The following is a 25,655-nucleotide window of genomic DNA, read 5'->3' as shown; positions in this document are numbered from 1 at the left end:
GACCGCGTCTCGGGTGTGACGCACGGATCGGGCCTTTCCACGATCCGTGCCTCGTTGCGCGGACCGTGCAGGTCACCCTAGCAAAGGTCGTTACCGTTTCGTTATCGGATGGTGCGGATCCGCGCGGGAGCGCCCCGGACCGACCCGTCCGGCGCCACCTCCGCCGACTCGGCCTCGGCCTGCGCCGCGGCGGCCTCCGCCTCCGCCTCCGCGGTGATCCGGTTCGCCATCCCGGCGAAGACGATCCCGTGGATGGGCACGATCGACCACCAGTACAGGCGGCCCGCCAGGCCCTTCGGGAAGAACACCGCACGCTGGAGGTAGTGCGAGCCGGAGCCGTCCGGCTCGCACGACATCTCCAGCCATGCCCGCCCCGGGACCCTCATCTCCGCGCGGAGCCGCAGGAACCTCGGTCGGTCGATGCGCTCGACGCGCCAGAAGTCGACGGCGTCGCCCGGGTGCAGCGTCTCCGGGTCGCGCCGGCCCCGGCGGAGCCCGACGCCGCCGAAGAGCTTGTCGATCCAGCCTCGGATGGCCCACGCGAGCGGGAAGGAGTACCAGCCGTTCTCGCCGCCGACACCCTCGATGACCGACCAGAGGTACTCGGCCGGCGCCGCCGAGTCCCGTTCACGGCGATCCGTGTAGACCCTGTGGCCCGACCAATCGGGATCGCTCGGCAGCGGATCGCTCGGCGCACCGGCCACCTCGGCATTGCGCCAGCTCGTCTCGACCTCGCCCATCCGCTCGCGCTCGAGGGCGAGGCGCACGGCGCGACGGTACGGCGTGAGCCCGCCCTTCGGCGGCGGGATGACCTCGTCGATGTCGTGCTCGCGTGCGACGCAGTCGAACTGGAGCGACTCGATGATCGGCACGGCGAGCCGGCGCGGGATGGGCGTCACGAGGTTGACCCACTGTCCCGCGAGCCACGGCGTCAGCACCGGCAGCGCGGCGATCGGCCGCTGCCGCAGGCCCGCCTCGACCGCGTATCCGTTCATGAGCTGCCCGTACCTGAGGACGTCGGGCCCGCCGATGTCGAACGCCCGGTTCACCTCCGCCGGGACGTCGCCGGCCTCGATCAGGTAGTGCAGCACGTCGCGCACCGCGATCGGCTGGATGAAGTTGCGCACCCAGCGGGGCGCGGGCATGTACGGCAGCACGTCGGTGAGGTGGCGGATCATCTCGAACGAGGTGGAGCCCGACCCGATGATGACGCCCGCCTGCAGCACGACCGTCGGGACGCCGGAACCCAGCAGGATCTCCCCCACCCGCACACGCGACCGGAGGTGCCGCGACAGCGGACCCTCTCCCGGATGCAGGCCGCCCAGGTAGACGATGCGCCCGACGCCGCCGGCCGCCGCCGCGTCGGCCACGTTCCGGGCGATGGCGAGCTCGATGTCCTCGAAGTCGCCGCGCCCGCCCATCGAGTGGACGAGGTAGTAGACGACGTCGACCCCCTGCACGGCGCGGGTCACGGCCTCGCGGTCGGTGAGGTCGCCCGCGACGACCTCCACGTCCGCCGCCCACGGCACGTCGCGCAGCCGCTCCGGCCGCCGCACGATGACCCGGACGTCGTGGCCTGCCGCGACGAGTCGCGGCACGAGCCGTCCTCCGATGTACCCGGTCGCCCCCGTCACCAGGACCCGCACGGCACCCTCCCCTTCCCCGGGCCGCGCACGCGGCTCGCGGTGCTCGTCTCACGACGATAGTTCCGGGCGCTCGCGCGAAGCGGTGCGGCCGCTGTGAATCGCCCGGACGTCGCCGTGCCGGGGATCACGGCGACGTCGCGACGGAGGACGGGCTAGCGGAGGCTCTTGGTGTGCCAGACCGTCTTGGTCTCGGTGAACGCGGCGATCCGGTCGAGCGTGGGCGCCGCCGCATCCGGGCCCGACTCGGGTCGCAGCACGCGCTTGAGCGTCTCGGCGGCCGCGATCTCGAGGTCGACCCACTCGAGCTCGCCGGCGCCGACGAGGTCGAGCGCGTTCACGTCCGAGTGGCTCGCGAGCCACGGCGCGATCTCGGCCGGGGATCCCGTGAGCACGTTCACGACGCCCTTGGGCACGTCGCTCGTGGCGAGCACCTCGGCGAGGCTGATCGCCGAGAGCGGGAACCGCTCGCTCGCGACCACGACGACCGCGTTGCCCGCGACGAGCGCGGGAGCGATGGCCGACACCAGGCCGACGAGGGAGGAGTCCTGCGGCGCGACGATGGCGACGACGCCGGTGGACTCGGGCACGGAGATGTTGAAGTACGGTCCGGCGACCGGGTTGGCGTTGCCGGCGACCTGCGCGAACTTGTCGGCCCAGCCGGCGTACCAGACCCAGCGGTCGATGGCCTCGTCGACCTGGGCGCCCGCCTGCGCGCGCGTCGCCCCCTCGGCGTCCTCGATCTCGGCGACGAACTGCGCCCGGCGGCCCTCGAGGAGCTCGGCGATGCGGTACAGCACCTGCCCCCGGTTGTACGCGGTGGCGCCCGACCAACCGGAGACCGCGCCGCGCGCGGCGACGATCGCGTCGCGCGCGTCCTTGCGCGAGGCCTTCGCGGCGTTGGCGAGGAACCCGCCGTCGGCCGTCGTCACCTCGTAGGTGCGGCCGGACTCGCTGCGCGGGAACGCGCCGCCGATGAACAGCTTGTAGGTCTTGGGCACGGCGAGGCGGCTCACTTCGCGGCTCCCTTCTTCGCGGGCTTGGGCGTTCGGCGGGTGCGCTTGGCGGGCTTCTCCTCGGATGCGGCCGCGGAGCGCGCCTCGACGGCGCGGGTCGGGGTCCGGCTCGTGCCGGCGGCCGACGTCGGCGCCAGGTAGGCGCCGAGGCCGTGGCGGCCGCCCTCGCGACCGTAGCCGGACTCCTTGTAGCCGCCGAACGGGCTCGACGGGTCGAACCGGTTGAACGTGTTCGCCCAGACCACGCCCGCGCGGAGCTGGTCGGCGACCGCGAGGATGCGGCTGCCCTTGTCGGTCCAGATGCCCGCGGAGAGGCCGTAGGGCGTGTTGTTGGCCTTCGCGATCGCCTCCTGGGGAGTGCGGAAGGTCAGGACGGAGAGGACCGGCCCGAAGATCTCCTCGCGCGCGATGCGGTTCGACGTCTGCACGTTCGTGAAGATCGTCGGCGCGTACCAGAACCCGTTCTCGGGGATCTCGCACGGGGCGCTCCAGCGCTCGGCGCCCTCGGCGACGCCCGCGTCGGAGAGCTCGCGGATGCGCTCGAGCTGCTCGCGCGAGTTGATGGCGCCGATGTCGGTGTTCTTGTCGAGCGGGTCGCCGAGGCGCAGGGTCGACAGGCGCGCCTTCAGGCGGTCGACGACCTCGTCGTGGATCGACTCCTGCACCAGCAGGCGGCTGCCCGCGCAGCACACATGGCCCTGGTTGAAGAAGATGCCGTTGACGATGCCCTCGATCGCCTGGTCGATGGGCGCGTCGTCGAAGACGATGTTCGCGGCCTTGCCGCCGAGCTCGAGCGTGACCTTCTTGTGGGTGCCCGCGACCTGCTTCGCGATCGCGCGGCCGACGGCGGTCGAGCCCGTGAACGCGACCTTGTCGACGCCCTCGTGGCCCACCAGCGCGGCGCCCGTGTCGCCCGCGCCCGTGATGATGTTCACGACGCCGGGCGGCAGGTCGGCCTGCTGCACGATCTCGGCGAACAGCAGCGCCGTGAGCGGGGTGGTCTCGGCGGGCTTCAGCACGACCGTGTTGCCCGCGGCGAGCGCGGGCGCGATCTTCCACGCGAGCATGAGGAGCGGGAAGTTCCACGGGATGACCTGCGCGGCGACGCCGAGCGCACGCGGGTTCGCACCGAGGCCGGCGTAGTCGAGCTTGTCGGCCCAGCCGGCGTAGTAGAAGAACCAGGCCGCCACGAGCGGCACGTCGACATCGCGCGACTCCTTGATCGGCTTGCCGTTGTCGAGCGACTCGGCGACCGCGAGCTCGCGGGCGCGCTCCTGGATGAGGCGCGCGATGCGGAACAGGTACTTGCCCCGGTCCCGGCCCGACATGCGCGACCAGACGCGGTCGTGCGCGCGCCGTGCGGCGGCGACCGCGTCGTCGACGTCGGCCTCGTTCGCGTTCGCGATCGTGGCGATCCGCTCCTCGCTCGCGGGCGAGACGGACTGGAAGGGGGTGCCGCGGCCGTCGACGAACTCGCCGTCGATGAAGAGGCCGTACTGGTCGCGCAGCGAGAGGATCGCCCGCGACTCGGGTGCGGGTGCGTATTCGAGGAAGCTCATGATGCGGTGCTCTCGTCTCAGTCGATCGTGACGTAGTCGGCGCCGGAGTAGTGCCCGGTCGTCATCTTCTGGCGCTGCAGCAGCACGTCGTTCAGCAGGCTCGACGCGCCGAAGCGGAACAGGTGCGGCTGCAGCCACTCCTCGCCCACGGTCTCGGCGACCGTGACGAGGTACTTGATCGCGTCCTTGGACGCGCGGATGCCGCCCGCGGGCTTCACCCCGATGCGCTGGCCGGTCAGCAGGTGCCAGTCGCGCACGACCTCGAGCATGAGCAGCGTCACGGGCAGCGTCGCCGCCGGCTGCACCTTGCCGGTCGAGGTCTTGATGAAGTCGCCGCCGGCGAGGATGGACAGCCAGGAGGCACGGCGGACGTTGTCGTAGGTGACCAGCTCACCGGTCTCGAGGATGACCTTGAGCGAGGCGCTCGTGCCGTCTGGGCGGCGGCAGGCCTCCTTCACGGCGGCGATCTGGTCGAACACCTGCCCGTAGCGACCGGCGAGGAACGCCCCGCGGTCGATGACCATGTCGATCTCGTCCGCGCCGCCCGCGACGGCCTCGGCCGTGTCGGCGAGCTTGATGTCGAGCGATGAACGCCCCGACGGGAACGCGGTGGCGACCGCCGCGACCGACACGAGCCCGTCGTCCGGGTCGCCGTGCGCGGCGCCGAGGGCGTCGATCGCGACCGGGACGAGGTCGCCGTAGACGCAGACGGCCGCGACCCGCGGCGTCGTGGCATCCGCCGGGTCGGGGTTCATCGCCTTCGCGACCAGCGAGCGGACCTTGCCCGGGGTGTCGGCCCCCTCGAGCGTGGTGAGGTCGACCAGCGAGATGATGCGGTCGAGCGCCCACTTCTTGGACGACGTCTTGATGGAGCGCGTGCCGAGGCCGGCGGCGCGCTGCTCGAGCCCGACCGCGTCGACGCCGGGGATGCCGTGGAGGTACCTGCGGAGCGTCGCGTCGTCGGGCTCGCCGCCGAGGACGGCGACCGCGCGTTCGCGTGCGGTGACGAGGGAGGTGCCGGACATGGTGGTTGACCTGTCTTTCGTGGGTTCGGCCGGATCAGCCGTCGAGGAGGTGGAGTGCGGTGGCCTCGTCGGTGACGAGGACCGAGCACATGCCGGAGCGCACGACCGCGTCGGCGACGGGGTGCTTGCTCCGCCCGGAGATGACCGCGATGCGCAGGCGCCCCGCGCGGACCTCGTCGAGCGTGAGGCCGACGGTGCGCGCGTCGAGCGTCGGGTCGACGATGTTGCCTTCGGAGTCGATGTAGCGCCCGACGACGTCGCCGACGGCGCCCTTCTGGACCAGGAGGTCGACGTCGTGCTCGGTGAGGTAGCCGCTCTCGATGTGCACCGAGGTGTGGTCGGCCGGCCCGGCGCTGAAGAGGTACGCGTCGGCGGAGCGGGCGAACTCGATCACGCCCGCGACGACGCGGTCGGCCTCGATGGCCTCCTTGGTCGCGAGGTGCTCGAGGATGGCGGGGCTCGGCAGCAGCGTGGCGCTGCCGCCGCCCTTCTGGGCGATGGCGACGGCGGTGGCCGCGGCCGTGCCGGCGCGGCGATTGAGGCTCACGCCGCCGTTGATCTGGACGACGTTCACGCCCGTGGCCCAGCCGTTGCGGAGGTGCTGGGAGATCTCGAACAGGGTGCGACCCCAACTGACGCCGAGCGTGCGGGGCACGGGTCGCAGGGCGGTGAGGTAGTCGGCGGCGGCCTGCGCGGTGCGCGCCTGCAGTTCCTCGGCCGAGGTGACGCCGGCAGAGGAGACGACGATCGCGTCCTCGAGTCCGCGCTCCTCGCGGAGGCGCCGCTCGATGGGCAGTCGCCTCGCGCGCGGGTGCAGGATCTCGATCCGGATGAATCCCTGCTGCTTGGCCTGGGCGAGCAGCCGCCCGACCTTCCAGCGCGTCAGCCGCAGGGCCTGGCCGATCTCGTCCTGCGTCTTGTTCTCCTCGTAGTAGAGCTCGGCCGCGCGGATCGAGAGGAGCTCATCGGTCTCGTCCATTCGCCTCCTTCCGCCGTACCCAGCGTAGGCAGCGGATGCCGCATCGGCAACACTCGCGTGCAATTCTGCTCATATGAGCAGCTCGCGCCCGCGGCCGCACCCGTGCGCGGGCACGGGCACGGGCACGAGCGCGAGCGCGGGCACGGAGAAGGTCCCCGCGGGAGGGAACGCGCGGGCGGGCCGGACGGGCGGACCGAGCAGGCGACGGCGCGCGGCCGCTCCCGGCGCTCAGGCGGAGGCGCGCTCGAGCACGTCGGCGACGTGCGAGCCGAACGTGCAGTCCATGAGGTCGGCCGCATCGCGGTCGCGCTTGGCCGCCACGCCGATGCCGGAGGCGAGCAGCGTGTTGATGAGCATGCCGTCGGCGAGGAAGCGGTGGATCTGCTCGGGCTCGAACCCCGCCTCGTCGCGGAGCAGCCGGAACACCTGGAGGAAGCCGTCGCGCGCGACCGGCCCGACCACTGGGTCGGATCCCATCATGAAGCCGTGCAGCAGCGTCAGCAGCACGCCGCGATCCTCGACCAGCGCGAGATACGCCTCGCCCAGCCGCCCCTCGGCACTCGTCGCGTCACCGCCCGGGTCGCCGGCACCGCCGACGGCACCTGGGCCGCCCTCCCCCGCGATCGCCCCGCGGAAGGTCGCCAGCAGCCGGGCGAGGGTGTGCCGGAGCGTCTCGACGAACAGCTGCTCCTTCGTACCGAACAGCCGCACGACGTAGGGCTGGCTGATTCCCGAAGCCCGCGCGACGCGGTCGGTCGTCGTGGCGGCGTATCCGTGCTCGCCGAACACGGTCGTGGCGGCCGCGAGGATCTGCTCGCGTCTCGCCGCGGCGGGGATGCGCTCGGTCTTCGGGTTCATGGTTGACATGTTATCAGTCGATTACTACTGTCTGTTGTAATCATTCGATTACTCCATTTCGATCGGAACGAGCACCTCATGTCCTCACCTCGCCGGGCCCCCGTGTGGCTGATCGTCGTCGCGACGTCGCTGCCGATGTTCATGGCCTCGCTCGACAACCTCGTCATCACGAACGCGCTCCCCGTCATGGCACGCGACCTCGCGGCCGACATCGAGGAGCTCCAGTGGTTCCTGAACGCCTTCACGCTCGCCTTCGCGACGTTCATCCTCCCCGCGGCCGCCCTCGGCGACCGGGTCGGCCGACGCACCGTGTTCCTGGCGGGCATCGCGGTCTTCACCGCGGCCAGCATCCTGACGGCCCTCAGCACCGAGCCGTGGATGGTCATCGGCGCCCGGGCCGTGCAGGGGCTCGGCGCCGCGGCGATCATGCCGCTCTCGCTCACGCTGCTGGCCGGCGCGGTGCCGTCCCGACTGCGTCCGCAGGCCATCGGCATCTGGGGCGGCGTCGCCGGACTCGGCGTCGCGCTCGGCCCGCTCGTGGGCGGCGCCGTGATCGAGGGATGGAACTGGCAGGCGATCTTCTGGATCAACGTGCCCGTCGGCGTGATCGCGCTCGTGCTCGCCCGCCTCGCCCTCGAGGACCCGCGCGGCGAGCGGCGCCCGATCGACCTCCTCGGCGTCGGACTCGCGGGACTCGGCGTGCTCGGCCTGGTGTTCGGCATCGTGCGCGGCAACGAGGCGGGCTGGACGAGCGCCGAGGTGCTCGTGCCGCTCGTCGCGGGCGCCGCCATGATCGTCGCGTTCCTCCTCTGGGAGGCGCGCGCGACCGCGCCCGTGCTGCCGCTCTCGCTGTTCCGCGACCGCAGCTTCAGCGTCGCCAACGCCGTCGGGCTCACGTTCAGCTTCGGGGTGTTCGGCGCCATCTTCCTGCTCGTGCAGTTCCTCCAGGTCGTGCAGGGCCGCAGCGCCCTCGAGGCGGGGCTCATGACCATGCCGTGGACCCTCGCACCCATGGTGGTCGCCCCGATCGCGGGCCTGCTCGCCCCGCGGGTCGGGACCCGGGCGCTCATGGTCACGGGCCTCGCCTCGCAGGCGACGGCGATGTTCTGGATCGCCTCCGCGATGAGGGCGGAGGTCGCCTACGCGACGCTCGTGCCGCCGTTCGCGCTGGCCGGCATCGGCATGGGGCTGGTGTTCGCGCCCATGGCCACCGCCGTGCTCGCGCGCATGCCCGAGCGCGACCACGCCAAGGCCTCGGGCACGAACTCGACGCTGCGCGAGATCGGCGGCGCCCTCGGCGTCGCCGTCCTCACGGCCGTGTTCACGGGTGCCGGCGGCGAGCTCACGCCCACCGGCTACGTCGACGCGGCGATCCCCGCGGTGGTCGTGGGCGGCATCGCACTCGCCGGTGCCGGCGTCATCGCCCTGCTCCTGCCCGCGGGACGCGCCGACGAGGCGTCCGGATCCGAGGTCGACTCCCCGACCGGCGAGGCGGCGACCGGGACGGTCCCCGTTGCGCCGGCGCCGCCGGTGGCGGTCGCGGGCTGAGCCGGGCGGGGCACGTCTAGGCTGGGCAGGTGGCCGACCTCTCGCGCTACCTGCCCCTGAGCCGCCGCCCCGACGTGGACGAGTCCGGTGTCACGGCCGATCGACGCGACGATACGGCCGCGGTGCTCCGCGCGATCGCCCGGACGGTCGGGACCGGTGGCGAAGCGCTCTGGGCCGGCGCCACCGACCGGGCGGGATGGCACGTCGCCGACGTGATCGCGGAACTCGTCGGCGGGTTCGACCGCTCCCGCACACGCCGCGCGATCGACGCGGCGGAGCGGTTCGTCCGTGGCGGCGAGGCGAGGCGGCTCGAGGAGCTCGAACCGCTCGCGGGCCCGGAGCAGGCGGCGCGCGCGCTCGTCGACCGCGCGCGGGAGATCACCGCGCGCGACCGGCCGACCACCATCCTCGAACTCGACGACGCGATCGTCGCGGCCCTCCTCGTCGGCGCCGCCGCGGGAACCGCAGTGCCGGTGCCCGCGCGAGCGTCGGGCGCGGTGGCGCTGCGCCGCGCCGCCGGCGCGCCGACGGAGATCCGCGCCGTCATCTCCGGGCACTCGCTGCGTGCGACCGACGCGGGTTGGGAGATCGGCCACGGCAACCCGCTCGTCGACACCGCCGAGGGACTGCTGCGCTTCCTCACCGGCATCGGCACCGTCGCGCCGCACGAGCCGCGCGACGGCGAGCGGCGCACGGGCGGCTGACCCGCTCCTCTGGCGGGGCACGTCGCTCAGCCGACGAGCTGCCTCGCGCGCAGCACGTCGCGCCCCATCTGCTCGACGAGCGCCTCGATCCCGTCGAACTTCTCCATGCCGCGGATGCGGTGCGCGAACTCCACGCTGACGACGTGGTCGTACAGGTCGAGGTCGCGGTCCAGGACGTACGCCTCGACCGTGCGACGCTCGACGCCGTCGAACGTGGGGTTGACCCCGACCGAGATCGCGGCCGGGTAGGTCGTGCCCGCATCGGTCAGCCAGCCGGCGTAGACGCCGTCGCCCGGGACGAAGCCCTCGGCGTCCGGGGCGAGGTTCGCCGTCGGGTACCCGAGCTCGCGGCCGCGCTTGAACCCGTGGACGACGAGTCCGCGCACGGTCGGCAGGTGGCCGAGCAGTTCCCCGGCGTGCTCGACGTCGCCGGCGTCGAGCAGCTCGCGGATCCAGGTCGACGACACGCGACGACCGCCCTCGGGCACGACGTCGTCGATCACGACGACCTCGAACCCGAGTCGCCCGCCCTGGCGCTGCAGCAGCGCCACGTCGCCCTCGTTCCCCGCGCCGTAGCGGAAGTCGCCGCCGACCAGCAGGACCCTCGCGTCGAGCGCCCGGACGAGGAAGCGCTCGACGAACGCGTCGGCCGTGTGCGCGGCGAGGGCGCCGTCGTAGTGCAGCAGCACGGTGGCGTCCAGCCCGGTCGTGGCGAGCAGTTCGAGCTTCTGGCGCGTGCTCACGAGCTCGGGCGGCGTGCGGTCGGGCGCGTGGTACGCCGCCGGATGGCGGTCGAACGTGATCGCCACGGCCTGCAGCCCCCGCTCGTCCGCGATGCCGCGGAGCGCGCCGATCACCGCCCGATGACCCTGGTGGACGCCGTCGAACTTCCCGATCGTCACCGCCGACGGGCCGAAGTGCGCGGGGACCGCCTCGATCCCCGCGAACGTCCTCACGCGGACGCTCCGCGGTCGTCGACCGGGTGGCGTGCCAGCCACCACATGCCGAGCGGCGGGAGCACGAGCGGGATGAACAGGTAGCCCTGCCCGAAGTGCGACCAGACGGTGTCCCGCGGGAACAGCTCGGGCGACGTGACGCTGATGAGCCCCACCACGATGACGCCGGCGAACTCGAACAGGATGGTCGCCCACGCGATGCGATACCAGACGCGGCCGCGGCGCACGAGGGCCACCGTCGCGACGATGTAGACGAGCGCCGAGAGCGCCGACAGCGTGTACGCGAGCGGGGCCTCGTCGAAGCGCTGCACGATCTGCACGAACGAGCGACCGGTCGCCGCCAGCGCGAGGATCGCGTAGACGGCGACGAGGACCCGTCCGACGCCGCTCAGCCGACCGGGTCGACGCACCTCGGCGGCGGTGGATGTCTCGTTCATGTCGTCCGATTCTCCCAGACCGTTCCTCACGCGAGCTGGACCGTCCAGATCTGCAGCATGCGGTAGACCATCACGGCGACCGCGAGGGCCGCGACGCCGCAGACGGCGGTGGCCCATCGCCCGCGATCGACGAGCGCCCAGAGCGCGGCGGCGGGCGGCAGCAGGACGGCGCTGACGAGGTAGACCCAGAACTCCAGCAGGCTGCCGGTCGGCGGGTTGCCGACGGCGGGCGCGACGATCGCGACGACGACCTGCGCGATCAGGAGCAGCTCCACGAGGGCCAGCGCCCCGAGCACGAGGTCGTTCGGCACCCGGCCGGCCAGCCCGAGCACCACGCACAGCAGTCCCGCCAGCACGGCGACCGCGACCTGCACGTAGGCGAACCACTCGATCATGCGTCCTCCTCGGCGGGGAATCCGGTGACGACCTTCAGCTGCGGACCACGCCGCTCGACGACGGCCACGAGCACGTCGCCCGGGCCGACCGCCGCGGCGGGCGCACCGGCCGGGAACGCGGCGGCGGCGCCGGACGCGGCGATGCGCTTGCCGTGGCGCAGGTCGCGGACCTCGTCGGCGTCGACGCGGACCTCGGGGAGGACCCGCCGGGCCGCCTCCGCGGGAGCGATCCGGGCCGCCGCCGCGTCGAGGCCCTCGAGCTCGCCGGCCTCGGCCACGTCGAACGCGCCGATCCTCGTGCGGCGGAGGGCGGTGAGGTGCCCGCCGAGGCCGAGCGCGGCGCCGAGGTCGCGCGCGAGCGCGCGCACGTAGGTGCCCGACGAGCACGCGACGCGCACGTCGAGGTCGAGCCATCCGTCGCCGGCCCGCTCGTCCAGCAGCTCGAACGCCGAGACCGTCACCGTGCGCGCGGCGAGCTCGACGGACTCGCCCTCGCGCACGCGCTGGTAGGCGCGCTTGCCGTCGACCTTGACGGCGCTGACCGCGCTCGGCACCTGCTCGATGGTGCCGGTCAGCTCCGACATCCGCGCGGCGATCGCGTCGCGGTCGAGTGCGGCCACCGCCGCGGCCGGGGCTGCGGGCAGCGCGTCGCCCTCCGCGTCGTCGGTCGTGGTGCCCCATCCGAGCCGGATGGTCGCCAGGTAGACCTTGTCGAGGCCGACGAGATGGTGCAGCAGCCGCGTCGAGCTCTCGACGCCGATCAGGAGCAGGCCCGTCGCCATCGGGTCGAGGGTGCCCGCATGGCCGACCTTGCGGGTGCCGGCGAGGCGCCGCACGCGGGCGACGACGTCGTGGCTGGTCATCCCCTGCGGCTTGTCGACGAGGAGGATGCCGCTGTTCACGCCGTACAGGCTAACAGCGCGCGCGGACCGCCTCGGCGACCCGGCGGCACGCCTACGCTGGTGCGGTGAGGATCGGGATCATCGGCGCGGGCGCGCTCGGCGGCACGTTCGCCGCGCTGCTCGCGCGGGCAGGGCACGACGTGGAGGTGACGGCCCGCGGCGCGGGCCTCGAGGCGATCCGCGAGGGCGGCATCCGGCTCTCCGGCGGCTACGGCGAGGCCCACGTGCACCCCGCGGCGGGCGAGCGCCTGAGCGTGCGCCCCGACCTGGTGCTCGTGTGCACGAAGGCGCAGGATGCCGCGGCCGCGATCACCGCCAACGGTGCGATCGTCGACGGCGCCCCCGTGGTGGTCGTGCAGAACGGCCTCGACGGCGTCGCGACCGCCGAGCGCCTGCTGCCGCGGTCGTCGTGCATGGGGATGCTCTCGATCATCGCCGCGAACTACACCGAGCCCGGCGCCGTGCGGGTCACGACCACCGCGGCCAGCTACCTCGGCCGCGGCGACGGCCCCGCCGACGAGGAGGTCCGACGCGTCGCCGCGCGGCTCGGCGACGCGGTGCCGATGGTCGCCGTGGCCAACTTCCGCGGCGCGCAGTGGACGAAGCTCGTCGTCAACATGCTGAACGCGGTCCCCGCGATCGTGGGGCGCACGGTGCAGGAGGTCGTCGACGACCGGGCGCTGCGGCGCGTCGTGGCGGCGTCGATGCGCGAGTGCGTCCGCGTGGGCGTCGCCCGCGGGGTCCGCTTCGGGTCGCTCCAGGGCCTCGGCGACCGCCGGCTGCGTGCGTTCGCGCGCCTGCCGCTCTCCCTCGGCCAGGCGCTGCCGTGGTCGATGCGCGTGCGCATGGGCGGCGTCCCCAACCTGGGCTCGACCCAGCAGAGCCTCCGTCGCGGGCAGCCGACCGAGGTCGACTTCCTGAACGGCGCGGTCGTCCGCGAGGCGCGGGCGGCCGGGATCGACGCCCCCGTGAACGCGGCGCTCACCGCACTCGTGCACGAGGTCGAGGCGTCCGGCACCCCGCTGCCGGCGGAGCGCGTCGTGGCGGTGCTCGCGGAGATCGGCGCGGACTGACCCCGCCCGGCCGGCGGGTCGGTAGGGTGCCCCTGCACCCGACCCGGAACGACCGACCGAAGCGAGCCGACGTGGAACCCGACGACACCGCCACCACCGACACCACCGGGCCCGACGCGACGCGCCCCGACCCGGGCCCCGGATCCGACGTCGATCACGACGACGGACCCGTCGCCGCCCGTCCCCTGCGCTGGTGGCTGTGCCTGCTGATCGGCGCCGCGGCCGGCGTGGTCGGCCTGCTGCCGTGGCTCCTCGAGGGCATGCGACTCCCCCTGCAGAACCTGTGGGCCACCGACACGCCGCCCGACGAGTACCCGCTCGTGCTCCTGCCGTTCAACCAGTACTTCCTCTCGCAGCTCGCCGCCCTGCTCGTGGCGGGCGGTGCCGCGGCGGGCATCGCGGCCCGCGCGACGCGGAACCACCGGCGCCCCTCAGGCGTCGTCTGGACCCTCCTGGGCCTGCTCGTCGTGCAGGTCGCGGCCATCGCGCAGACCGCCACGGTCGTCCGCGACGGGCTCGCGGCCCGGGCCGAGTCCGCCCTCTACCTGGTGGCGCTCGTCGCGACCGCGGCGCTCGCGCTCCTCGTGGGCGTGGGCGTGATGCTGCTCGTCGCCGCGACGCCGCGGGCGGGCGCCGTGATCGGGCTCGCGGTCGCCGCGGTGCTCGCACCCTCATGGCTCGGCGGGCTCCTCCTGCCCGATCCCGCGCTCGGCGTGGACGCCGAGCCGGCGCTGCTCGTGCTCCGATGGCTGCCCGCGGTCCTCGTCGGCGCCGCGATCGCCTGGGGCGGGATCGGGACGATCGGTCGCGTCGCCGCGGCGCTCGCCGCCCTGGCCGTGCTCTGGATCGGCCCCGCGCTCATCACCGCGGTCTCCAGCGCCGCCGGAAGCCGCGTGCTCGCGCGCCACCCGCAGGAGATGCTCGACTACGCCGTCGAGGTCTTCCGGTCCGCGACGACGCGGCCCGAGGTGTTCGTGCCGCCGCTGGTCGTCGCGGTCGTCGTCGCCGCGATCGGCCTGCTCGGGCGAAACGCTGCGCGCCGGGTGCGTCGGACGCGGTCGGCCCTGGGCCCGTCGGCGTCCGGAGCCGCGGTGGGCACGACCACCGACGCGGAGTGACCGTCCGCGCGGTTCAGTCGGCGTCGGGCCGCTCGGCGGCCGCGTCGGCCCACGCCTCCTCCGCCGGGCCGTCGTCGTCGCCCCCCGAGCCATCCGGGGCTCGGCGCGGATGCGCGGGATCGGCGAGGTCGACGACGATCGACGCGACCGCCCGCGGGTCGCTCGACGCATAGGCCAGGCGGTCGGCCGGATCGACCGGATCGCCGTCGACGGCGAGTTCGACGTCCCACCGCTCGCGCAGGCGCTCCCGGAGGAGGAACCGGCCGTCGAGCACGAGGATCGCGTCGGCCGGGCCCGTCCGCCACTTCGGCTCGACCCAGGCGTCGCGCGCCAGGTCGAACCCGCGGGTGACGAAGGCGGTGGAGCCCGCCATCCGGAACGGCGCCACGAGCGTGCGCTCGAGCAGCGACTCGTCGATGCCGTATCGCCAGTAGCGTTCCGGGGTGTCGGGCCCGTACTCGGCCTGCGCCTCGCGGGATCGGTGGAAGTCCTCGACGCTCGCCCGGAACACGGCGAGTCCACGCTCGCGGAGGACGTCGGCGAGGTCGTCGCCGAGCTGCGTCTTGCCGCTGCGCAGGGGGCCGTCGATCGCGACGATGACGCGGCCGCGACCGGTGCGGGACAGGAACTCGTCCGCGACCTCGCGGAGGAACGCCACTCGGGGCGTCGTGACCAGGCGCATGCTCCGAGCGTACGACCACGGGCGTCCCCGGTCGACGCCGACGGGCCTACGCTGGAGCGGTGCCGCCCAGCCCGCCGACCGTCGCTCCGCCCGCGCCCGACCCGGGCATCGCCCCGGCCGTCGTGGGCTGGTTCGCCGGCGCCGCGCGCCCACTGCCGTGGCGGGCGGCCGACGTGTCGCCGTGGGCGGTGCTCGTGAGCGAGTTCATGCTGCAGCAGACGCAGGTCGCACGCGTGCAGCCGCGATGGGAGGAGTGGATGCGACGGTGGCCGACGCCCGCCGCCCTCGCCGCCGCGCCGCCCGCCGAGGCCGTCCGGGCGTGGGACCGCCTCGGCTACCCGCGACGCGCGCTGTGGCTGCACCGCGCGGCGACCGAGATCGTCGAGCGGCACGGCGGCGAGGTGCCCCGCGACCTCGATGCGCTGCTCGCCCTGCAGGGCGTGGGCCAGTACACCGCGCGGGCCGTCGCCGCGTTCGCGTTCGGGGAGCGGCATCCGGTGGTCGACACGAACACGCGCCGCGTGATCGCGCGCGCGGTCGACGGCGACGCCGAGGCCGGTCCGCCGTCGACGCGCCGCGACCTGGCGGCGATGACCGCGCTCCTGCCCGAGGATCGCGACGCGGCGCGCGCCTTCAACGCCGGTGCGATGGAGCTCGGCGCCACCGTGTGCACCGCACGGGCGCCACGCTGCGCGGACTGCCCGATCGCCGGGCGCTGCGCGTGGCGCGCAGCCGGGCATCCCGCGTACGACGGTCCGCGTCGTACGCGCCAGGCCCGGTTCGAGGGCAGCGACCGCGAGGCGCGGGGGCTCGTCATGCGCGAACTGCGTGCGGCGCATCGACCACTGCCGGAGTCGGACCTCGCGCAGGCGGTCCCGGACGCGCGGCTCGGACGCGCGCTCGCGGGGCTCCTCGCCGACGGGCTCGCCGTCCGCACGACCGAGGGGTTCGCCCTGCCGGAGGGCTGAGCCGCCGGCCGCTCAGCGGTCGGCGAGCCCGAGCACCTGGAACGCCTCCACCGGAGCCGTCCGCCCCTTCACCGCGAGCTCGCCGAGCGGACGCGTGATCGCCGCGTCGCCGAGCATGGAGGCCGTCTCGGCGCCGATCGCGACGCCGCCGACGGGGGCGAGACCCTCGAGCCGCGACGCCACGTTCACCGCGTCGCCGATGACCGTGTAGGTGCGCCCGCCGCCGGTGCCGAGGATGCCGACGTTCACGCGACCCGAGTTCACCCCCACCCGGAAGCGCGGCCAGTCCTCGTGCCGCGACTGCTCGGCCGCCGCCGCCTGCTGCAGCGCGAGCGCGGCGCCCACCGCCCGACGCGCATGGCCGACCCCGGGTCCGGCGTCCTCGAAGACCACCATGACCGCATCCCCGATGAGCCGATCGACCCGGCCGCCGAACTGCTCGACGAGCGGCGGGATCACCTCGGTGAAGTACGCGTTGAGCATGGTCGAGACCTCGGCGGGGTCGTGCTGCTCCGAGAAGCTCGTGAACCCGGCGAGGTCGGCGAAGAGCACCGAGACGTCGCGGCGCCCCGACGCGGTCTCGCGCGTGTAGAGCCCGGCCCAGCGCTCCTCGCGCCAGGAGCGCTGCGCCGCGACCACGATCAGGACGAACGCCGCGAGCATGAGCACGTGCCACTCCCACCACGACAGGTGCCAGTTGCGGCCGAAGACGACCGCGATCTCCGCTTCGGCGAGGAGCGTGAACGCCGCGGCGAACGCGAGCGGCAGCGGCGAGGCGGGATGCCGCGGCAGGCGGAGGTAGCGCACGACCGCGAACGCGTAGCAGGCCAGGCCGATCACGGCGAGCACGACGAACGGGAGCGTCGTCCGCTCCGGCGGCGGCGCCGCCAGCGGGCCGACCTCGAGCAGCGAGACGACGCCCCACCCGATCATCACGAGGATCAGTCCGGCGACGAGCCACGGGATCATCCGGAGCACGCGCGCTCCGTGGGCGCCGTCGAGGTCCGCGCTCGACCAGGCGGCGAAGATCGCGGCCACGGTGAGACCCACGGGCGTCGCCAGCGCGAACCCGGTGTTGCTCCCCGCGAGCAGCACGCCCGGCGTGGCGAGTGCGTGCAGCGCCAGGAATCCCGCCGCGGCGAGGAACGACAGCGACACCAGCACGAGCCTCGGGTCGCGTCGGAGCCGGGCGGCGGCGGCCACCGCCCACGCGAGCGCCGCGTTGATCGCCCCCGCGGCGAGCACGAGCCAGAAGTGGGTCGGCTGGTGCTCCCACGCCAGGTCGAGGCCGGGCCGGGCGATCAGCAGGGCGAGCCCGGCGAGCGGCAGTGCCAGCAGCGCCGCGGACCAGGCGATGCGCCCGGCAGCCGGCGGCGGCGCCGCCGGTCCCGTTCCGGGCGCGATCCGGCTCACGTCGGCGTGATCCTCCCGTCGCCCTCGGCGGGCTCCGCGGGCGGACCGGGCGCGACGGCCGATGCCGTCGGTGCGGGCACCCCCGGCGCCCCGGGCTCGCCCGGAGCCGCGGGCGGTGCCGCCCCGGCGTCGGCGAGGTGGCGATGCACGGAGGAGACGACCACGGAGCCCTCCCCGACCGCGGACGCGACGCGCTTGATGGCACCGCGACGCGCGTCGCCGACGGCGAACACGCCGGGCACGCTCGTCTCGTGCGGGAACGGTTCCCGCTCGAGCGGCCAGGCCGCGCGGCCCTCGGCGATCATGTCCGGTCCCGTCAGCACGTAGCCCCATCGGTCGCGGAGGATCTCCGGCGGCAGCCAGCCGGTGCGCGGCGCCGCGCCGATCAGCACGAAGAGTCCCGCGCACTCCTCGTCGTACTCGTCACCCGAGTCGCGATCGCGCAGGCGGATCCGCTCGAGCACGCCGTCGCCGCCGCCGCCCACGACCTCGGTGCGGGTGCGGACCTCGACGCCCTGCGCGTGGAGCTGGTCGATGAGGTACTGGGACATGCTGTCGGCCAGCCCGCTCCCGCGGACGAGCAGCACGACCGCCGAGGCGTAGCGGGCAAGGTGCAGCGCGGCCTGGCCCGCCGAGTTGCCGCCGCCGATGATGAACGCGCGACGGCCGGCGACACCCTGCGCCTCGATCGCCGAGGCGCCGTAGAAGACCCCGGCCCCCTCGAGCTGCTCGAGTCCCGGAACGCCGAGCCGACGGTAGGAGACCCCGGTGGCGAGCACGATCGCCCCGCAGCGGATGCAGTCCTCGGGGGCGACCCGGACCGTGAACCCGTCGCCGACGCGTTCGATCGCGACCGCCTCGCGCGCGTGGGCGAAGCGCGCGCCGAACACCCAGGCCTGCTGGTACGCGCGCTGCGCGAGCTCGGAGCCGGAGATGCCGCGCGCGAAACCGAGGTAGTTGCGGATCAGCGAGCTCGAGCCGGCCTGCCCGCCGATCGACTCGCGCTCGACGACCAGGACGTCGAGGCCCTCGGAGGCCGCGTACACGGCCGCGGCGAGGCCCCCGGGGCCCGCACCGACGACGACGACGTCGGCCGACGGCGCCGAACCCAGCGTGGTGGTCAGGCCGTAGGCTGCGGCCAGCTCGGTGTTGCCGGGGTTGCGGATGACGCGCCCGTCGATGAGCACCACGACCGGGTCCTCGGGGACCTCGTCGATGCCGGCGGCCAGGAGTCGCTCGCGGGCTGCCTCCGAGGACGGATCGAGCCACTCGTGCGGCACGCCGCCTCGCGCGAGGAGGCTGCGGAGCTCGTGGGTCCGCGGCAGGCTCCCCCGGCCGATGACCGCCACCTCCCGCGGCCGCAGGCCGATCGATCGCTCCCACTCGAGCAGGAACTCGGTGATGGTCCGGTGGAAGTACTCGTCGGGGGTATGCCACGGGCGGATGACGTAGTACTCCAGCTCGCCTGCGCCCATGAGCGAGAGGATCTCGTCGCGGACGGCGACGTCGCCCCACTGCCCCCACTCGATCAGCCTGCCGCGGCGCACGTCGGGGAATCGCCGGCGCGCGCGGGAGAAGACGGTCCGGCCGTCGACGTCGCCGGCCCGATCGGCGAGGATCAGGGCGAGCAGGCCGCCCTCCTCGGCGATCGCGTCGATGCGCTCGGCCGCCTCGTGATCGTCCTCGGCCTGCGCGATGCGGTAGTCGTGCGCGTACCGTCGCTCGAGCTCGGAGACGACCGACCCGCGCGCGCCCGGATCGCGCGCGACCACGAGGATGACCGGCGGTGCGGCGCTCGACATGACCCCTCCTCCCACGGGCCGGAGTCACAACCCGCCGTCGACGCCGACCCGGCGCCGACGCCCGCAGTGTACCCCCGGGCCCGGACGCGCGGACAGGGCCGCACGGCCCGTCGCGCGGATGGGTGGGACGACGGATGCCCCGGGGCGCGAGCCCCGGGGCATCCGGATCGTCTGGCGGCGCTCAGCGCGCGAGCGCCTCGTCCTCGTCGTCCTCGTCGTCGATGCGCGGCTTCACGTACGGGTCGGCCTCGCCGGCGTACTGCGCCGACGCGGCCGCCTCCGTGGTCTCCGCGTCGCGCTCGCGCGCCTCGCGGAGCAGTTCCTCGATGTGCTGAGCGTTCTCGGGCACCGCGTCGGCGATGAACTCGAGCGTCGGGGTGAGCCGTGCGGTGATGTTCCGACCGACCTCGCTGCGCAGCATCCCCGTCGCGGCCTTGAGCGCGGCCGCGGAGTCGCGGCGCTCCTCGTCGGTGCCGTAGACGGTGTAGAAGATGCTGGCGTGCTGGAGGTCGCCCGTCACGCGGACGTCGGTGATCGTCACGAACCCGAGCCGCGGGTCGCGCAGTCCCTTGTCGAGACGGCGCGCCACGATCTCCTTGATGCGGTCGGCCAGCTTCCTGGCCCGCTGCGGATCTGCCATGTCGGCCTGCCTTTCCGTGCTGGTGGAGGGACTCGGGGCCCCGCTCATCTGACGACGAGCGGGGCCCCGCGCCGTGGGATCAGACCCGCGGCTTCTCTCGCATCTCGGTGGTCTCGATCTCGTCGCCGACCTGGATGTCGTTGTACTTGCCGAGGCCGATGCCCGCCTCGAAGTCCGTGCGGACCTCGGTGACATCGTCCTTGAACCGACGGAGCGACTCGATCGACAGGTTGTCGCCGACCACGACGCCGTCGCGGATGACGCGCGCCTTGGCGTTGCGCGTGATCGTGCCCGATCGCACGATGACACCGGCGATGTTGCCGAACTTGGACGAACGGAACACCTCGCGGATCTCGGCCACGCCCGACTGCACCTCCTCGTACTCGGGCTTGAGCATGCCCTTGAGCGAGTTCTCGATGTCGTCGATCGCGTTGTAGATCACGTTGTAGAAGCGCACGTCCACGCCCTCGCGTGCGGCACGCTCGCGCGCCTTCACGTCGGGGCGGACGTTGAACCCGATCACGATCGCGTTGTCGATCGTGGCGAGGTCGATGTCGCTCTCGGTGACCGCGCCGACGCCGCGGTGCAGGATGCGCAGCTGGACCGAGTCGTCGACCTCGATCTTCATCAGCGACTCCTCGAGCGCCTCCACGGCACCCGACACGTCGCCCTTGATGATGAGGTTGAGCGCCTCGACCTTGCCCTCCTCCAGCGCACGCGTGAAGTCCTCGAGCGAGATGCGCTTGCGGGCCTTGGCCAGCTGCGCGTTGCGCTCGGCGGCTTCGCGCTTCTCGGCGATCTGCCGGGCCGTGCGGTCCTCCTCGGTGACGAGGAAGGTGTCGCCGGCGCGCGGGACGCTCGAGAGGCCCTGGACCTGGACCGGACGCGACGGGGTCGCGGCGGTCACGGGCTCGCCGTTCTCGTCGCTCATCGCCCGGACGCGGCCGTAGGCCGTGCCCGCGACGATCGCGTCGCCGACCTTCAGCGTGCCCGACTGGATGAGCACGGTCGCCACGGCGCCACGGCCCTTGTCGAGCTTGGCCTCGATGGCCACGCCGCGGGCGTCCTTGTCGGGGTTCGCGCGCAGGTCGAGCCCGGCGTCGGCGGTCAGCAGGACCGCGTCGAGCAGGTCCTGGATGCCGATGTTCTCGCGTGCCGAGACGTCGACGAACATGACGTCGCCGCCGTACTCCTCGGCGACGAGGCCGAACTCGGTGAGCTGCTGGCGCACCTTGGCCGGGTTGGCGTCGGGCTTGTCGATCTTGTTCACGGCGACCACGATCGGCACGTTCGCCGACTGGGCGTGGTTCAGCGCCTCGACCGTCTGCGGCATGATGCCGTCGTCGGCCGCGACCACGAGGATCGCGATGTCGGTCACCTGGGCACCGCGGGCACGCATGGCGGTGAACGCCTCGTGACCCGGGGTGTCGATGAAGGTGATCGCGCGGTCGATGCCCTCGTGCTCGGTGTGCACCTGGTACGCACCGATGTGCTGCGTGATGCCGCCGGCCTCGCCCGCGACGACGTTCGCGTTGCGGACGGCGTCGAGCAGTCGCGTCTTACCGTGGTCGACGTGGCCCATGACGGTCACGACGGGCGGACGCGGCATGAGGTCCTCGTCGGACTCCTCCGCCTCCTCGGCGTCGAGGTCGATGTCGAAGCCCTCGAGGAGCTCCTTGTCCTCGTCCTCGGGCGAGACGACCTGGATCTTGTAGCCGAGCTCGGCGCCGAGCACCTCGAAGGTGGCCTCGTCGAGCGACTCGGTCGCGGTCGCCATCTCACCGAGGTGGAACAGCACGGTGACGAGCGAACCGGGGTTCGCGTCGATCTTGTCGGCGAAGTCGGAGATCGAGGCGCCACGGCGCAGCCGGATGACGGTGTTGCCGTCGCCGCGCGGGACGGACACGCCGCCGATCGACGGCGCCTCCCGCATCTCGAATTCCTGCCGCTTCGTCCGCTTCGACTTGCGGGCCTTGCTCTTGCCGCCACCGCGACCGAAGGCGCCGGCGGTGCCGCCGCCGGGGCCGCGACCGCGACCGCCGCCACCGCCCGGACGGGGACCGCCGAAGCCGCCACCGGGACGGGGGCCGCCGAAGCCGCCACCGCCGCCGCCGCCGGGACGACCGCCGCCGCCGCCGGGACGACCGGGACCGCCCGGACGACCGGCGCCGGCCGGACGCGGGGAGCCGGGGCGCGGCGAGCCGGGACGCGGGGGCTGGGGCCGCGGGATGTTGCCGGGGGTCGGGCGCTGGCCCATGCCCTGCGAGCTCGAGAAGGGGTTGTTGCCCGGGCGCGGCTGGGACGGGCGCTGGCCCATGCCCTGCGAGCTCGAGTACGGGTTGTTGCCCGGGCGCGGGGCGCCGGGGCGCGGGCCACCGGGACGCGGGGCGCCGGACCGGCCGCCGCCCTGAGCGGGCTTGGGGCCGCCGGGACGCGCGACGTCGCCGCCGGGCTTGGGCGCGCCGGGCTTGGGCCCGCCGGGCTTCGGCGCCGAGGACGCCGCCGGGGCGGCCTTCTCGGGCGCGGCCTCCTTGGCGGCGGCCTTCTCGGCCGCAGCCGCGGCCGCCTTCTGCTCCGCCTCGGCCTGACGCTCGGCGACGCTCTTCGGGGCGTCGCCGGCGGGCGCGGGCGCGGGCTTGGGGCCCGGCTTCGGTGCGGGCTTGGCCGCGCCGGGCTTGGCGGCGGGCTTGGCCGCACCGGGCTTGGGCGCCGCGGCGCCCTTGCCCGCACCGCCGCTCGCCTCGAGGGCGGCGCGCAGTCGGCGGGCGACGGGGGGTTCGATCGAGGACGACGGGCCCTTGACGTATTCGCCCATCTCCTTCAGCTTCTCGAGCGCGACCTTGCTGTCGACGCCGAGCTCGCTGGCGATCTCGTGTACGCGTGGTTTGGCAGCCACTTCTCTCCTGTTCCGGGTCCGACCCCGGACAGGGGCGGACCATCAATGGCGGACGGGTCTCATTTCGAGCCGCTCATGAGTTGTCCATTAGCCGTTCAGCCTGTTCTCTACATCGGAGGTGTCCAGCTCGCCGCTCACGCGAAGCGCGCGCCCGAAGGCGCGCCGTCGCTGGGCGAGTCGGAAGCACTCGAGCGTCGGATGCAGCCACGCGCCACGCCCTGGGAGCACCGCCGACGGATCGGCGAGGACTCGCGGATGTTGGGCGACGATCCTCAGAAGCGAGGATCGAGAGGCGCGCGAACGGCATCCGATGCACGTTCTGACCGGATCCATCCTACACCTCCGAGCTGGGCGCCTCCCGACCGCGGCCGCGACCGGCGCCGCGCTCACGCCTGGTCGAGGATCGAATCCGGCTGGATGTCGATCTTCGCGCCCGTGAGCTTCGCGGCCAGGCGGGCGTTCTGGCCCTCCTTGCCGATCGCCAGCGAGAGCTGGTAGTCGGGGACCAGGGCCCGGACCGCGCGGGTGCCCTCGTCGATCACGTAGGCGCTCGTGACCTTCGCCGGCGACAGCGCCGACGCGACGAAGGTCGCCAGGTCGTCGTTCCAGTCGACGATGTCGATCTTCTCGCTGCCGAGCTCCGAGGTGACCGCGCGCACGCGCTGCCCGAGCTCGCCGATGCAGGCGCCCTTCGCGTTCACGCCGGGCTGGTTCGCGCGCACCGCGATCTTGGTCCGGTGGCCGGCCTCACGGGCGAGCGAGACGATCTCGACGACACCCGACGCGATCTCGGGCACCTCGAGCGCGAAGAGCTTGCGCACGAGCGCGGGATGCGTGCGCGACACCGTGATGGACGGGCCCTTCGTGCCCTTGGACACGCTGGTGACGTACACGCGGATGCGGGCGCCGTGCGGGTACTCCTCGCCAGGCACCTGCTCCTCCGGCGGCAGGATCGCCTCGACCGTGCCGAGGTCGATGTGCACCATCTTCGGGTTGGGGCCCTGCTGGATGACGCCCGCGACGATGTCGCCCTCTCGCCCCCGGAACTCGCCCAGGACGGCGTCGTCGGCGATGTCGCGCAGGCGCTGGTTGATGACCTGCTTGGCCGCGAACGCGGCGATCCGGCCGAAGTCGCTCGGGGAGTCCTCGGCCTCGCCGACGACGTTGCCCTCCTCGTCGAGCTCGGGCACGTAGATCGAGACGTGGCCGGTCTTGCGGTCGAGGTGCGCCCGGGCGCCTCGCGGGTTCGCGTGGCCGTGCTGGCCGGGGTTCGTGTGCTTGAGGTAGGCCATCAGGATCGCCTGCTCGATGATCTGCACCAGTTCGTCGAACGGGATCTCCTTCTCGCGCTCCATCATGCGGAGCACGCTGAGGTCGATGTCCATTACGGCCTCCCATATTCAGCTCTCAGTCCGCCTCCCCTCGTGGGCGGAACACTCAAGCGTACCGGATGGCGAGGACGCCGATCCACGCCGCCGACGTGGCGATCCTGAGGGTTCCTCGCCCGGACTGGCATGCTGGGGCGATGGACGCGCTCAACGACCTCGTGCTCGCCGCGGGCGACACGCTCTGGACCTGGATCGTGCTGCCCGTCGTGGTGCTGCTCGGCCTCTACTTCACGGTGCGATCCGGCGTCGTGCAGTTCCGCCTCATCCCCGAGATGTTCCGGACCCTCACCGACAAGACACCCCGCGACGAGTCGGGCGAGCCGCAGTCGGTGTCCGCGTTCCAGGCGTTCACGATCTCCGCGGCCTCGCGCGTCGGCGTGGGCAACATCGCCGGCGTCGGCACCGCGATCGCGATCGGCGGGCCCGGCGCGATCTTCTGGATGTGGCTCATGGCCTTCATCGGCGGCGCCTCCGCGTTCGTCGAGTCCAGCCTCGGCCAGCTCTTCAAGGTGCGCGATAAGGATGGCTTCCGCGGCGGACCCGCGTACTACATCGAGCGCGGCCTGAAGGCGCGCTGGGCCGGCATCCTCTTCGCGGTGATCCTCATCGTCTGCTTCCCGTTCGCGTTCTCGTCGCTGCAGGCCAACACGATCAGCGCCTCGCTGACGGGCGCGGTCGCGCCGGAGGGCGGCGCGGCATGGATCGCGTGGGTCGCGGGCGCGACGCTGGCCGTGCTCACCGGTCTCGTCGTCTTCGGCGGCGTCCGCCGCATCGCGCACGTCACGCAGGCGGTCGTGCCGCTCATGGCGCTCATCTACCTGCTCGTCGGGCTCGTCATCGTGGCGATGAACATCACCCGGCTGCCCGAGGTGTTCGCCTCGATCTTCACCGAGGCGTTCGGGTTCAACGAGGTCGTCGGCGCGACGCTCGGCACGATCATCCTCACGGGCGTCAAGCGCGGAATGTTCTCGAACGAGGCCGGCCTCGGCTCGGCGCCGAACGCCGGCGCGAGCGCCGCCGTCACCCACCCGGTCAAGCAGGGCCTCGTGCAGACCCTCGGCGTCTACTTCGACACCTTCCTGGTCTGCACGATCACCGCGTTCATCATCCTCGTGTCGAACCCCGACCTCGCGAACGCCGAGCGCGGCATCGGGCTCACGCAGGACGCCATGGTGGCGAACCTCGGGCCGTGGGCGAGCATCCTGCTCACGATCGTCGTGTTCCTGCTCGCGTTCAGTTCGATCCTCGGCAACTACTACTACGGCGAGTCGAACATCGAGTTCATCTCGCCCAAGCCGTGGCTGCTCACGACCTACCGGTCACTCGTCGTCGTCGCCATCTTCGTCGGGTCGGTGGCGGCATCCGACCTCGTCTGGAACACCGCCGACGGCATCATGGGCCTCATGGCGCTCGTGAACCTCATCGCGATCGCCCTGCTGTCCGGCATCGCCTTCCGGCTGCTCCGCGACTACACCGAGCAGCGCCGGCAGGGACGCGATCCCGTGTTCACGCGCGACCGGCTGGCGGACGTCTCGGGCATCGAGTGCTGGGTCGACGAGCGGTCGGTCACGGGCCCGATCGACGTCGCCGTGGCGGAGCACCAGGCCGACAAGCACCGGGACCACCTGCACCGCGAGGACTGAGGCAACCCCA

23 protein-coding genes are annotated in these 25,655 nt (G+C 73.3%); 6 read left to right on the top strand and 17 right to left on the bottom strand.

Annotation, left to right across the window (positions count from 1 at the left end; all coding sequences use genetic code 11):
- Positions 1–101 precede the first annotated feature (101 nt).
- The 6 genes from ABME01_RS06230 to ABME01_RS06205 all read right to left on the bottom strand — a co-directional run bounded on the left by ABME01_RS06230 (position 102) and on the right by ABME01_RS06205 (position 7,080).
- A complete protein-coding gene (locus ABME01_RS06230; protein ID WP_353827501.1) occupies positions 102–1,646 on the bottom strand; it encodes an SDR family oxidoreductase in 1,545 nt (514 codons plus the stop codon).
- 152 nt (positions 1,647–1,798) lie between these two features.
- On the bottom strand, positions 1,799–2,659 hold the full coding sequence (locus ABME01_RS06225) for an aldehyde dehydrogenase family protein (protein WP_353827500.1): 861 nt from the start codon (positions 2,657–2,659) through the stop codon (positions 1,799–1,801).
- Positions 2,656–4,218, bottom strand: coding sequence for an aldehyde dehydrogenase family protein (locus ABME01_RS06220; RefSeq protein WP_353827499.1), 1,563 nt, complete (start codon positions 4,216–4,218; stop codon positions 2,656–2,658). Before ABME01_RS06220 ends, ABME01_RS06225 begins: the two co-directional genes overlap by 4 nt.
- A gap of 17 nt (positions 4,219–4,235) precedes the next feature.
- Positions 4,236–5,243, bottom strand: a complete 1,008-nt coding sequence (deoC, locus tag ABME01_RS06215; protein ID WP_353827498.1) for a deoxyribose-phosphate aldolase — start codon at positions 5,241–5,243, stop codon at positions 4,236–4,238.
- Positions 5,244–5,277: 34 nt separating this feature from the next.
- Positions 5,278–6,222, bottom strand: a complete 945-nt coding sequence (locus tag ABME01_RS06210; RefSeq protein ID WP_353827497.1) for a sugar-binding transcriptional regulator — start codon at positions 6,220–6,222, stop codon at positions 5,278–5,280.
- A gap of 228 nt (positions 6,223–6,450) precedes the next feature.
- The gene (locus ABME01_RS06205; RefSeq protein WP_353827496.1) at positions 6,451–7,080 is read right to left on the bottom strand and encodes a TetR/AcrR family transcriptional regulator; all 630 of its coding nucleotides are present in this window, start codon (positions 7,078–7,080) and stop codon (positions 6,451–6,453) included.
- A gap of 78 nt (positions 7,081–7,158) precedes the next feature.
- On the opposite strand from ABME01_RS06205, the gene ABME01_RS06200 reads away from it, so the two are divergent.
- Together ABME01_RS06200 and ABME01_RS06195 are read left to right on the top strand one after the other, a co-directional pair.
- Positions 7,159–8,628, top strand: coding sequence for a DHA2 family efflux MFS transporter permease subunit (locus ABME01_RS06200; protein ID WP_353827495.1), 1,470 nt, complete (start codon positions 7,159–7,161; stop codon positions 8,626–8,628).
- Between the two features lie 29 nt (positions 8,629–8,657).
- On the top strand, positions 8,658–9,332 hold the full coding sequence (locus ABME01_RS06195) for a hypothetical protein (protein WP_353827494.1): 675 nt from the start codon (positions 8,658–8,660) through the stop codon (positions 9,330–9,332).
- Between the two features lie 26 nt (positions 9,333–9,358).
- Here ABME01_RS06195 and ABME01_RS06190 read toward each other — a convergent pair whose 3' ends face one another.
- Genes ABME01_RS06190 through truB form a run of 4 tightly spaced genes read right to left on the bottom strand, consistent with a single transcriptional unit; the run spans position 9,359 to position 12,022 of the window.
- Positions 9,359–10,288, bottom strand: coding sequence for a bifunctional riboflavin kinase/FAD synthetase (locus ABME01_RS06190; RefSeq protein WP_353827493.1), 930 nt, complete (start codon positions 10,286–10,288; stop codon positions 9,359–9,361).
- On the bottom strand, positions 10,285–10,725 hold the full coding sequence (locus tag ABME01_RS06185; RefSeq protein ID WP_353827492.1) for a hypothetical protein: 441 nt from the start codon (positions 10,723–10,725) through the stop codon (positions 10,285–10,287). The genes ABME01_RS06190 and ABME01_RS06185 overlap by 4 nt, the downstream gene beginning before the upstream one ends.
- A 26-nt stretch (positions 10,726–10,751) precedes the next feature.
- Positions 10,752–11,120, bottom strand: coding sequence for a hypothetical protein (locus tag ABME01_RS06180; protein ID WP_353827491.1), 369 nt, complete (start codon positions 11,118–11,120; stop codon positions 10,752–10,754).
- Complete coding sequence (gene truB, locus ABME01_RS06175; RefSeq protein ID WP_436407403.1) at positions 11,117–12,022, bottom strand: tRNA pseudouridine(55) synthase TruB; 906 nt, start codon at positions 12,020–12,022, stop codon at positions 11,117–11,119. Before truB ends, ABME01_RS06180 begins: the two co-directional genes overlap by 4 nt.
- A gap of 65 nt (positions 12,023–12,087) precedes the next feature.
- Here truB and ABME01_RS06170 point away from each other — a divergent pair, with 65 nt between their 5' ends.
- Positions 12,088–13,095, top strand: a complete 1,008-nt coding sequence (locus tag ABME01_RS06170) for a ketopantoate reductase family protein (RefSeq protein ID WP_353827490.1) — start codon at positions 12,088–12,090, stop codon at positions 13,093–13,095.
- 71 nt (positions 13,096–13,166) lie between these two features.
- Positions 13,167–14,213, top strand: a complete 1,047-nt coding sequence (locus ABME01_RS06165; protein ID WP_353827489.1) for a hypothetical protein — start codon at positions 13,167–13,169, stop codon at positions 14,211–14,213.
- A 13-nt stretch (positions 14,214–14,226) separates the two neighbouring features.
- Here the strand turns inward: ABME01_RS06165 and ABME01_RS06160 are convergent, their stop codons facing one another.
- A complete protein-coding gene (locus tag ABME01_RS06160) occupies positions 14,227–14,895 on the bottom strand; it encodes a nucleoside/nucleotide kinase family protein (protein ID WP_353827488.1) in 669 nt (222 codons plus the stop codon).
- 59 nt (positions 14,896–14,954) lie between these two features.
- Here ABME01_RS06160 and ABME01_RS06155 point away from each other — a divergent pair, with 59 nt between their 5' ends.
- The gene (locus ABME01_RS06155) at positions 14,955–15,863 is read left to right on the top strand and encodes an HhH-GPD family protein (protein WP_436407402.1); all 909 of its coding nucleotides are present in this window, start codon (positions 14,955–14,957) and stop codon (positions 15,861–15,863) included.
- A 12-nt stretch (positions 15,864–15,875) separates the two neighbouring features.
- Here ABME01_RS06155 and ABME01_RS06150 read toward each other — a convergent pair whose 3' ends face one another.
- From ABME01_RS06150 to nusA, 6 genes are all read right to left on the bottom strand, one after another.
- A complete protein-coding gene (locus ABME01_RS06150; protein ID WP_353827487.1) occupies positions 15,876–17,276 on the bottom strand; it encodes an adenylate/guanylate cyclase domain-containing protein in 1,401 nt (466 codons plus the stop codon).
- Complete coding sequence (locus ABME01_RS06145) at positions 17,273–19,078, bottom strand: NAD(P)/FAD-dependent oxidoreductase (RefSeq protein ID WP_353827486.1); 1,806 nt, start codon at positions 19,076–19,078, stop codon at positions 17,273–17,275. The genes ABME01_RS06150 and ABME01_RS06145 overlap by 4 nt, the downstream gene beginning before the upstream one ends.
- 181 nt (positions 19,079–19,259) lie before the next feature.
- A complete protein-coding gene (rbfA, locus tag ABME01_RS06140) occupies positions 19,260–19,718 on the bottom strand; it encodes a 30S ribosome-binding factor RbfA (protein ID WP_353827485.1) in 459 nt (152 codons plus the stop codon).
- A 79-nt stretch (positions 19,719–19,797) separates the two neighbouring features.
- Positions 19,798–22,614 (bottom strand): translation initiation factor IF-2, encoded by a 2,817-nt coding sequence (gene infB / locus ABME01_RS06135; RefSeq protein WP_353827484.1) that lies wholly within the window; start codon positions 22,612–22,614, stop codon positions 19,798–19,800.
- Positions 22,615–22,701: 87 nt separating this feature from the next.
- Positions 22,702–22,947 (bottom strand): YlxR family protein, encoded by a 246-nt coding sequence (locus ABME01_RS06130; RefSeq protein WP_353827483.1) that lies wholly within the window; start codon positions 22,945–22,947, stop codon positions 22,702–22,704.
- Positions 22,948–23,000: 53 nt separating this feature from the next.
- Positions 23,001–23,999: a transcription termination factor NusA gene (nusA, locus tag ABME01_RS06125; RefSeq protein WP_353827482.1), complete on the bottom strand. Its 999-nt coding sequence runs from the start codon at positions 23,997–23,999 to the stop codon at positions 23,001–23,003.
- Positions 24,000–24,139: 140 nt separating this feature from the next.
- Between nusA and ABME01_RS06120 the strand changes: the two genes are divergently transcribed.
- Positions 24,140–25,645 carry an alanine/glycine:cation symporter family protein gene (locus ABME01_RS06120; protein WP_353827481.1) on the top strand — a complete coding sequence of 502 codons (1,506 nt, stop codon included), beginning with the start codon at positions 24,140–24,142 and terminating at the stop codon, positions 25,643–25,645.
- The last annotated feature ends 10 nt before the right edge of the window (positions 25,646–25,655 follow it).

The sequence above is a fragment of the Agromyces litoreus genome, from assembly GCF_040496015.1.
Taxonomy (GTDB): Bacteria; Actinomycetota; Actinomycetes; order Actinomycetales; family Microbacteriaceae; genus Agromyces; species Agromyces litoreus.
The sequence above is the reverse complement of the archived record's forward strand: the minus strand, read 5'-3'. Positions and strand labels throughout refer to the sequence as shown.

Excerpts from the sequence above, each read along its gene's own strand:
- ABME01_RS06220 (WP_353827499.1), bottom strand. The coding sequence starts at position 4,218 with ATGAGCTTCCTCGAATACGCACCCGCACCCGAGTCGCGGGCGATCCTC.
- deoC (WP_353827498.1), bottom strand. The coding sequence starts at position 5,243 with ATGTCCGGCACCTCCCTCGTCACCGCACGCGAACGCGCGGTCGCCGTC.
- ABME01_RS06210 (WP_353827497.1), bottom strand. The coding sequence starts at position 6,222 with ATGGACGAGACCGATGAGCTCCTCTCGATCCGCGCGGCCGAGCTCTAC.
- ABME01_RS06205 (WP_353827496.1), bottom strand. The coding sequence starts at position 7,080 with ATGAACCCGAAGACCGAGCGCATCCCCGCCGCGGCGAGACGCGAGCAG.
- ABME01_RS06200 (WP_353827495.1), top strand. The coding sequence starts at position 7,159 with ATGTCCTCACCTCGCCGGGCCCCCGTGTGGCTGATCGTCGTCGCGACG.
- ABME01_RS06185 (WP_353827492.1), bottom strand. The coding sequence starts at position 10,725 with ATGAACGAGACATCCACCGCCGCCGAGGTGCGTCGACCCGGTCGGCTG.
- ABME01_RS06180 (WP_353827491.1), bottom strand. The coding sequence starts at position 11,120 with ATGATCGAGTGGTTCGCCTACGTGCAGGTCGCGGTCGCCGTGCTGGCG.
- ABME01_RS06160 (WP_353827488.1), bottom strand. The coding sequence starts at position 14,895 with ATGCGCCTGGTCACGACGCCCCGAGTGGCGTTCCTCCGCGAGGTCGCG.
- ABME01_RS06145 (WP_353827486.1), bottom strand. The coding sequence starts at position 19,078 with ATGTCGAGCGCCGCACCGCCGGTCATCCTCGTGGTCGCGCGCGATCCG.
- rbfA (WP_353827485.1), bottom strand. The coding sequence starts at position 19,718 with ATGGCAGATCCGCAGCGGGCCAGGAAGCTGGCCGACCGCATCAAGGAG.
- ABME01_RS06130 (WP_353827483.1), bottom strand. The coding sequence starts at position 22,947 with ATGGATCCGGTCAGAACGTGCATCGGATGCCGTTCGCGCGCCTCTCGA.
- nusA (WP_353827482.1), bottom strand. The coding sequence starts at position 23,999 with ATGGACATCGACCTCAGCGTGCTCCGCATGATGGAGCGCGAGAAGGAG.
- ABME01_RS06120 (WP_353827481.1), top strand. The coding sequence starts at position 24,140 with ATGGACGCGCTCAACGACCTCGTGCTCGCCGCGGGCGACACGCTCTGG.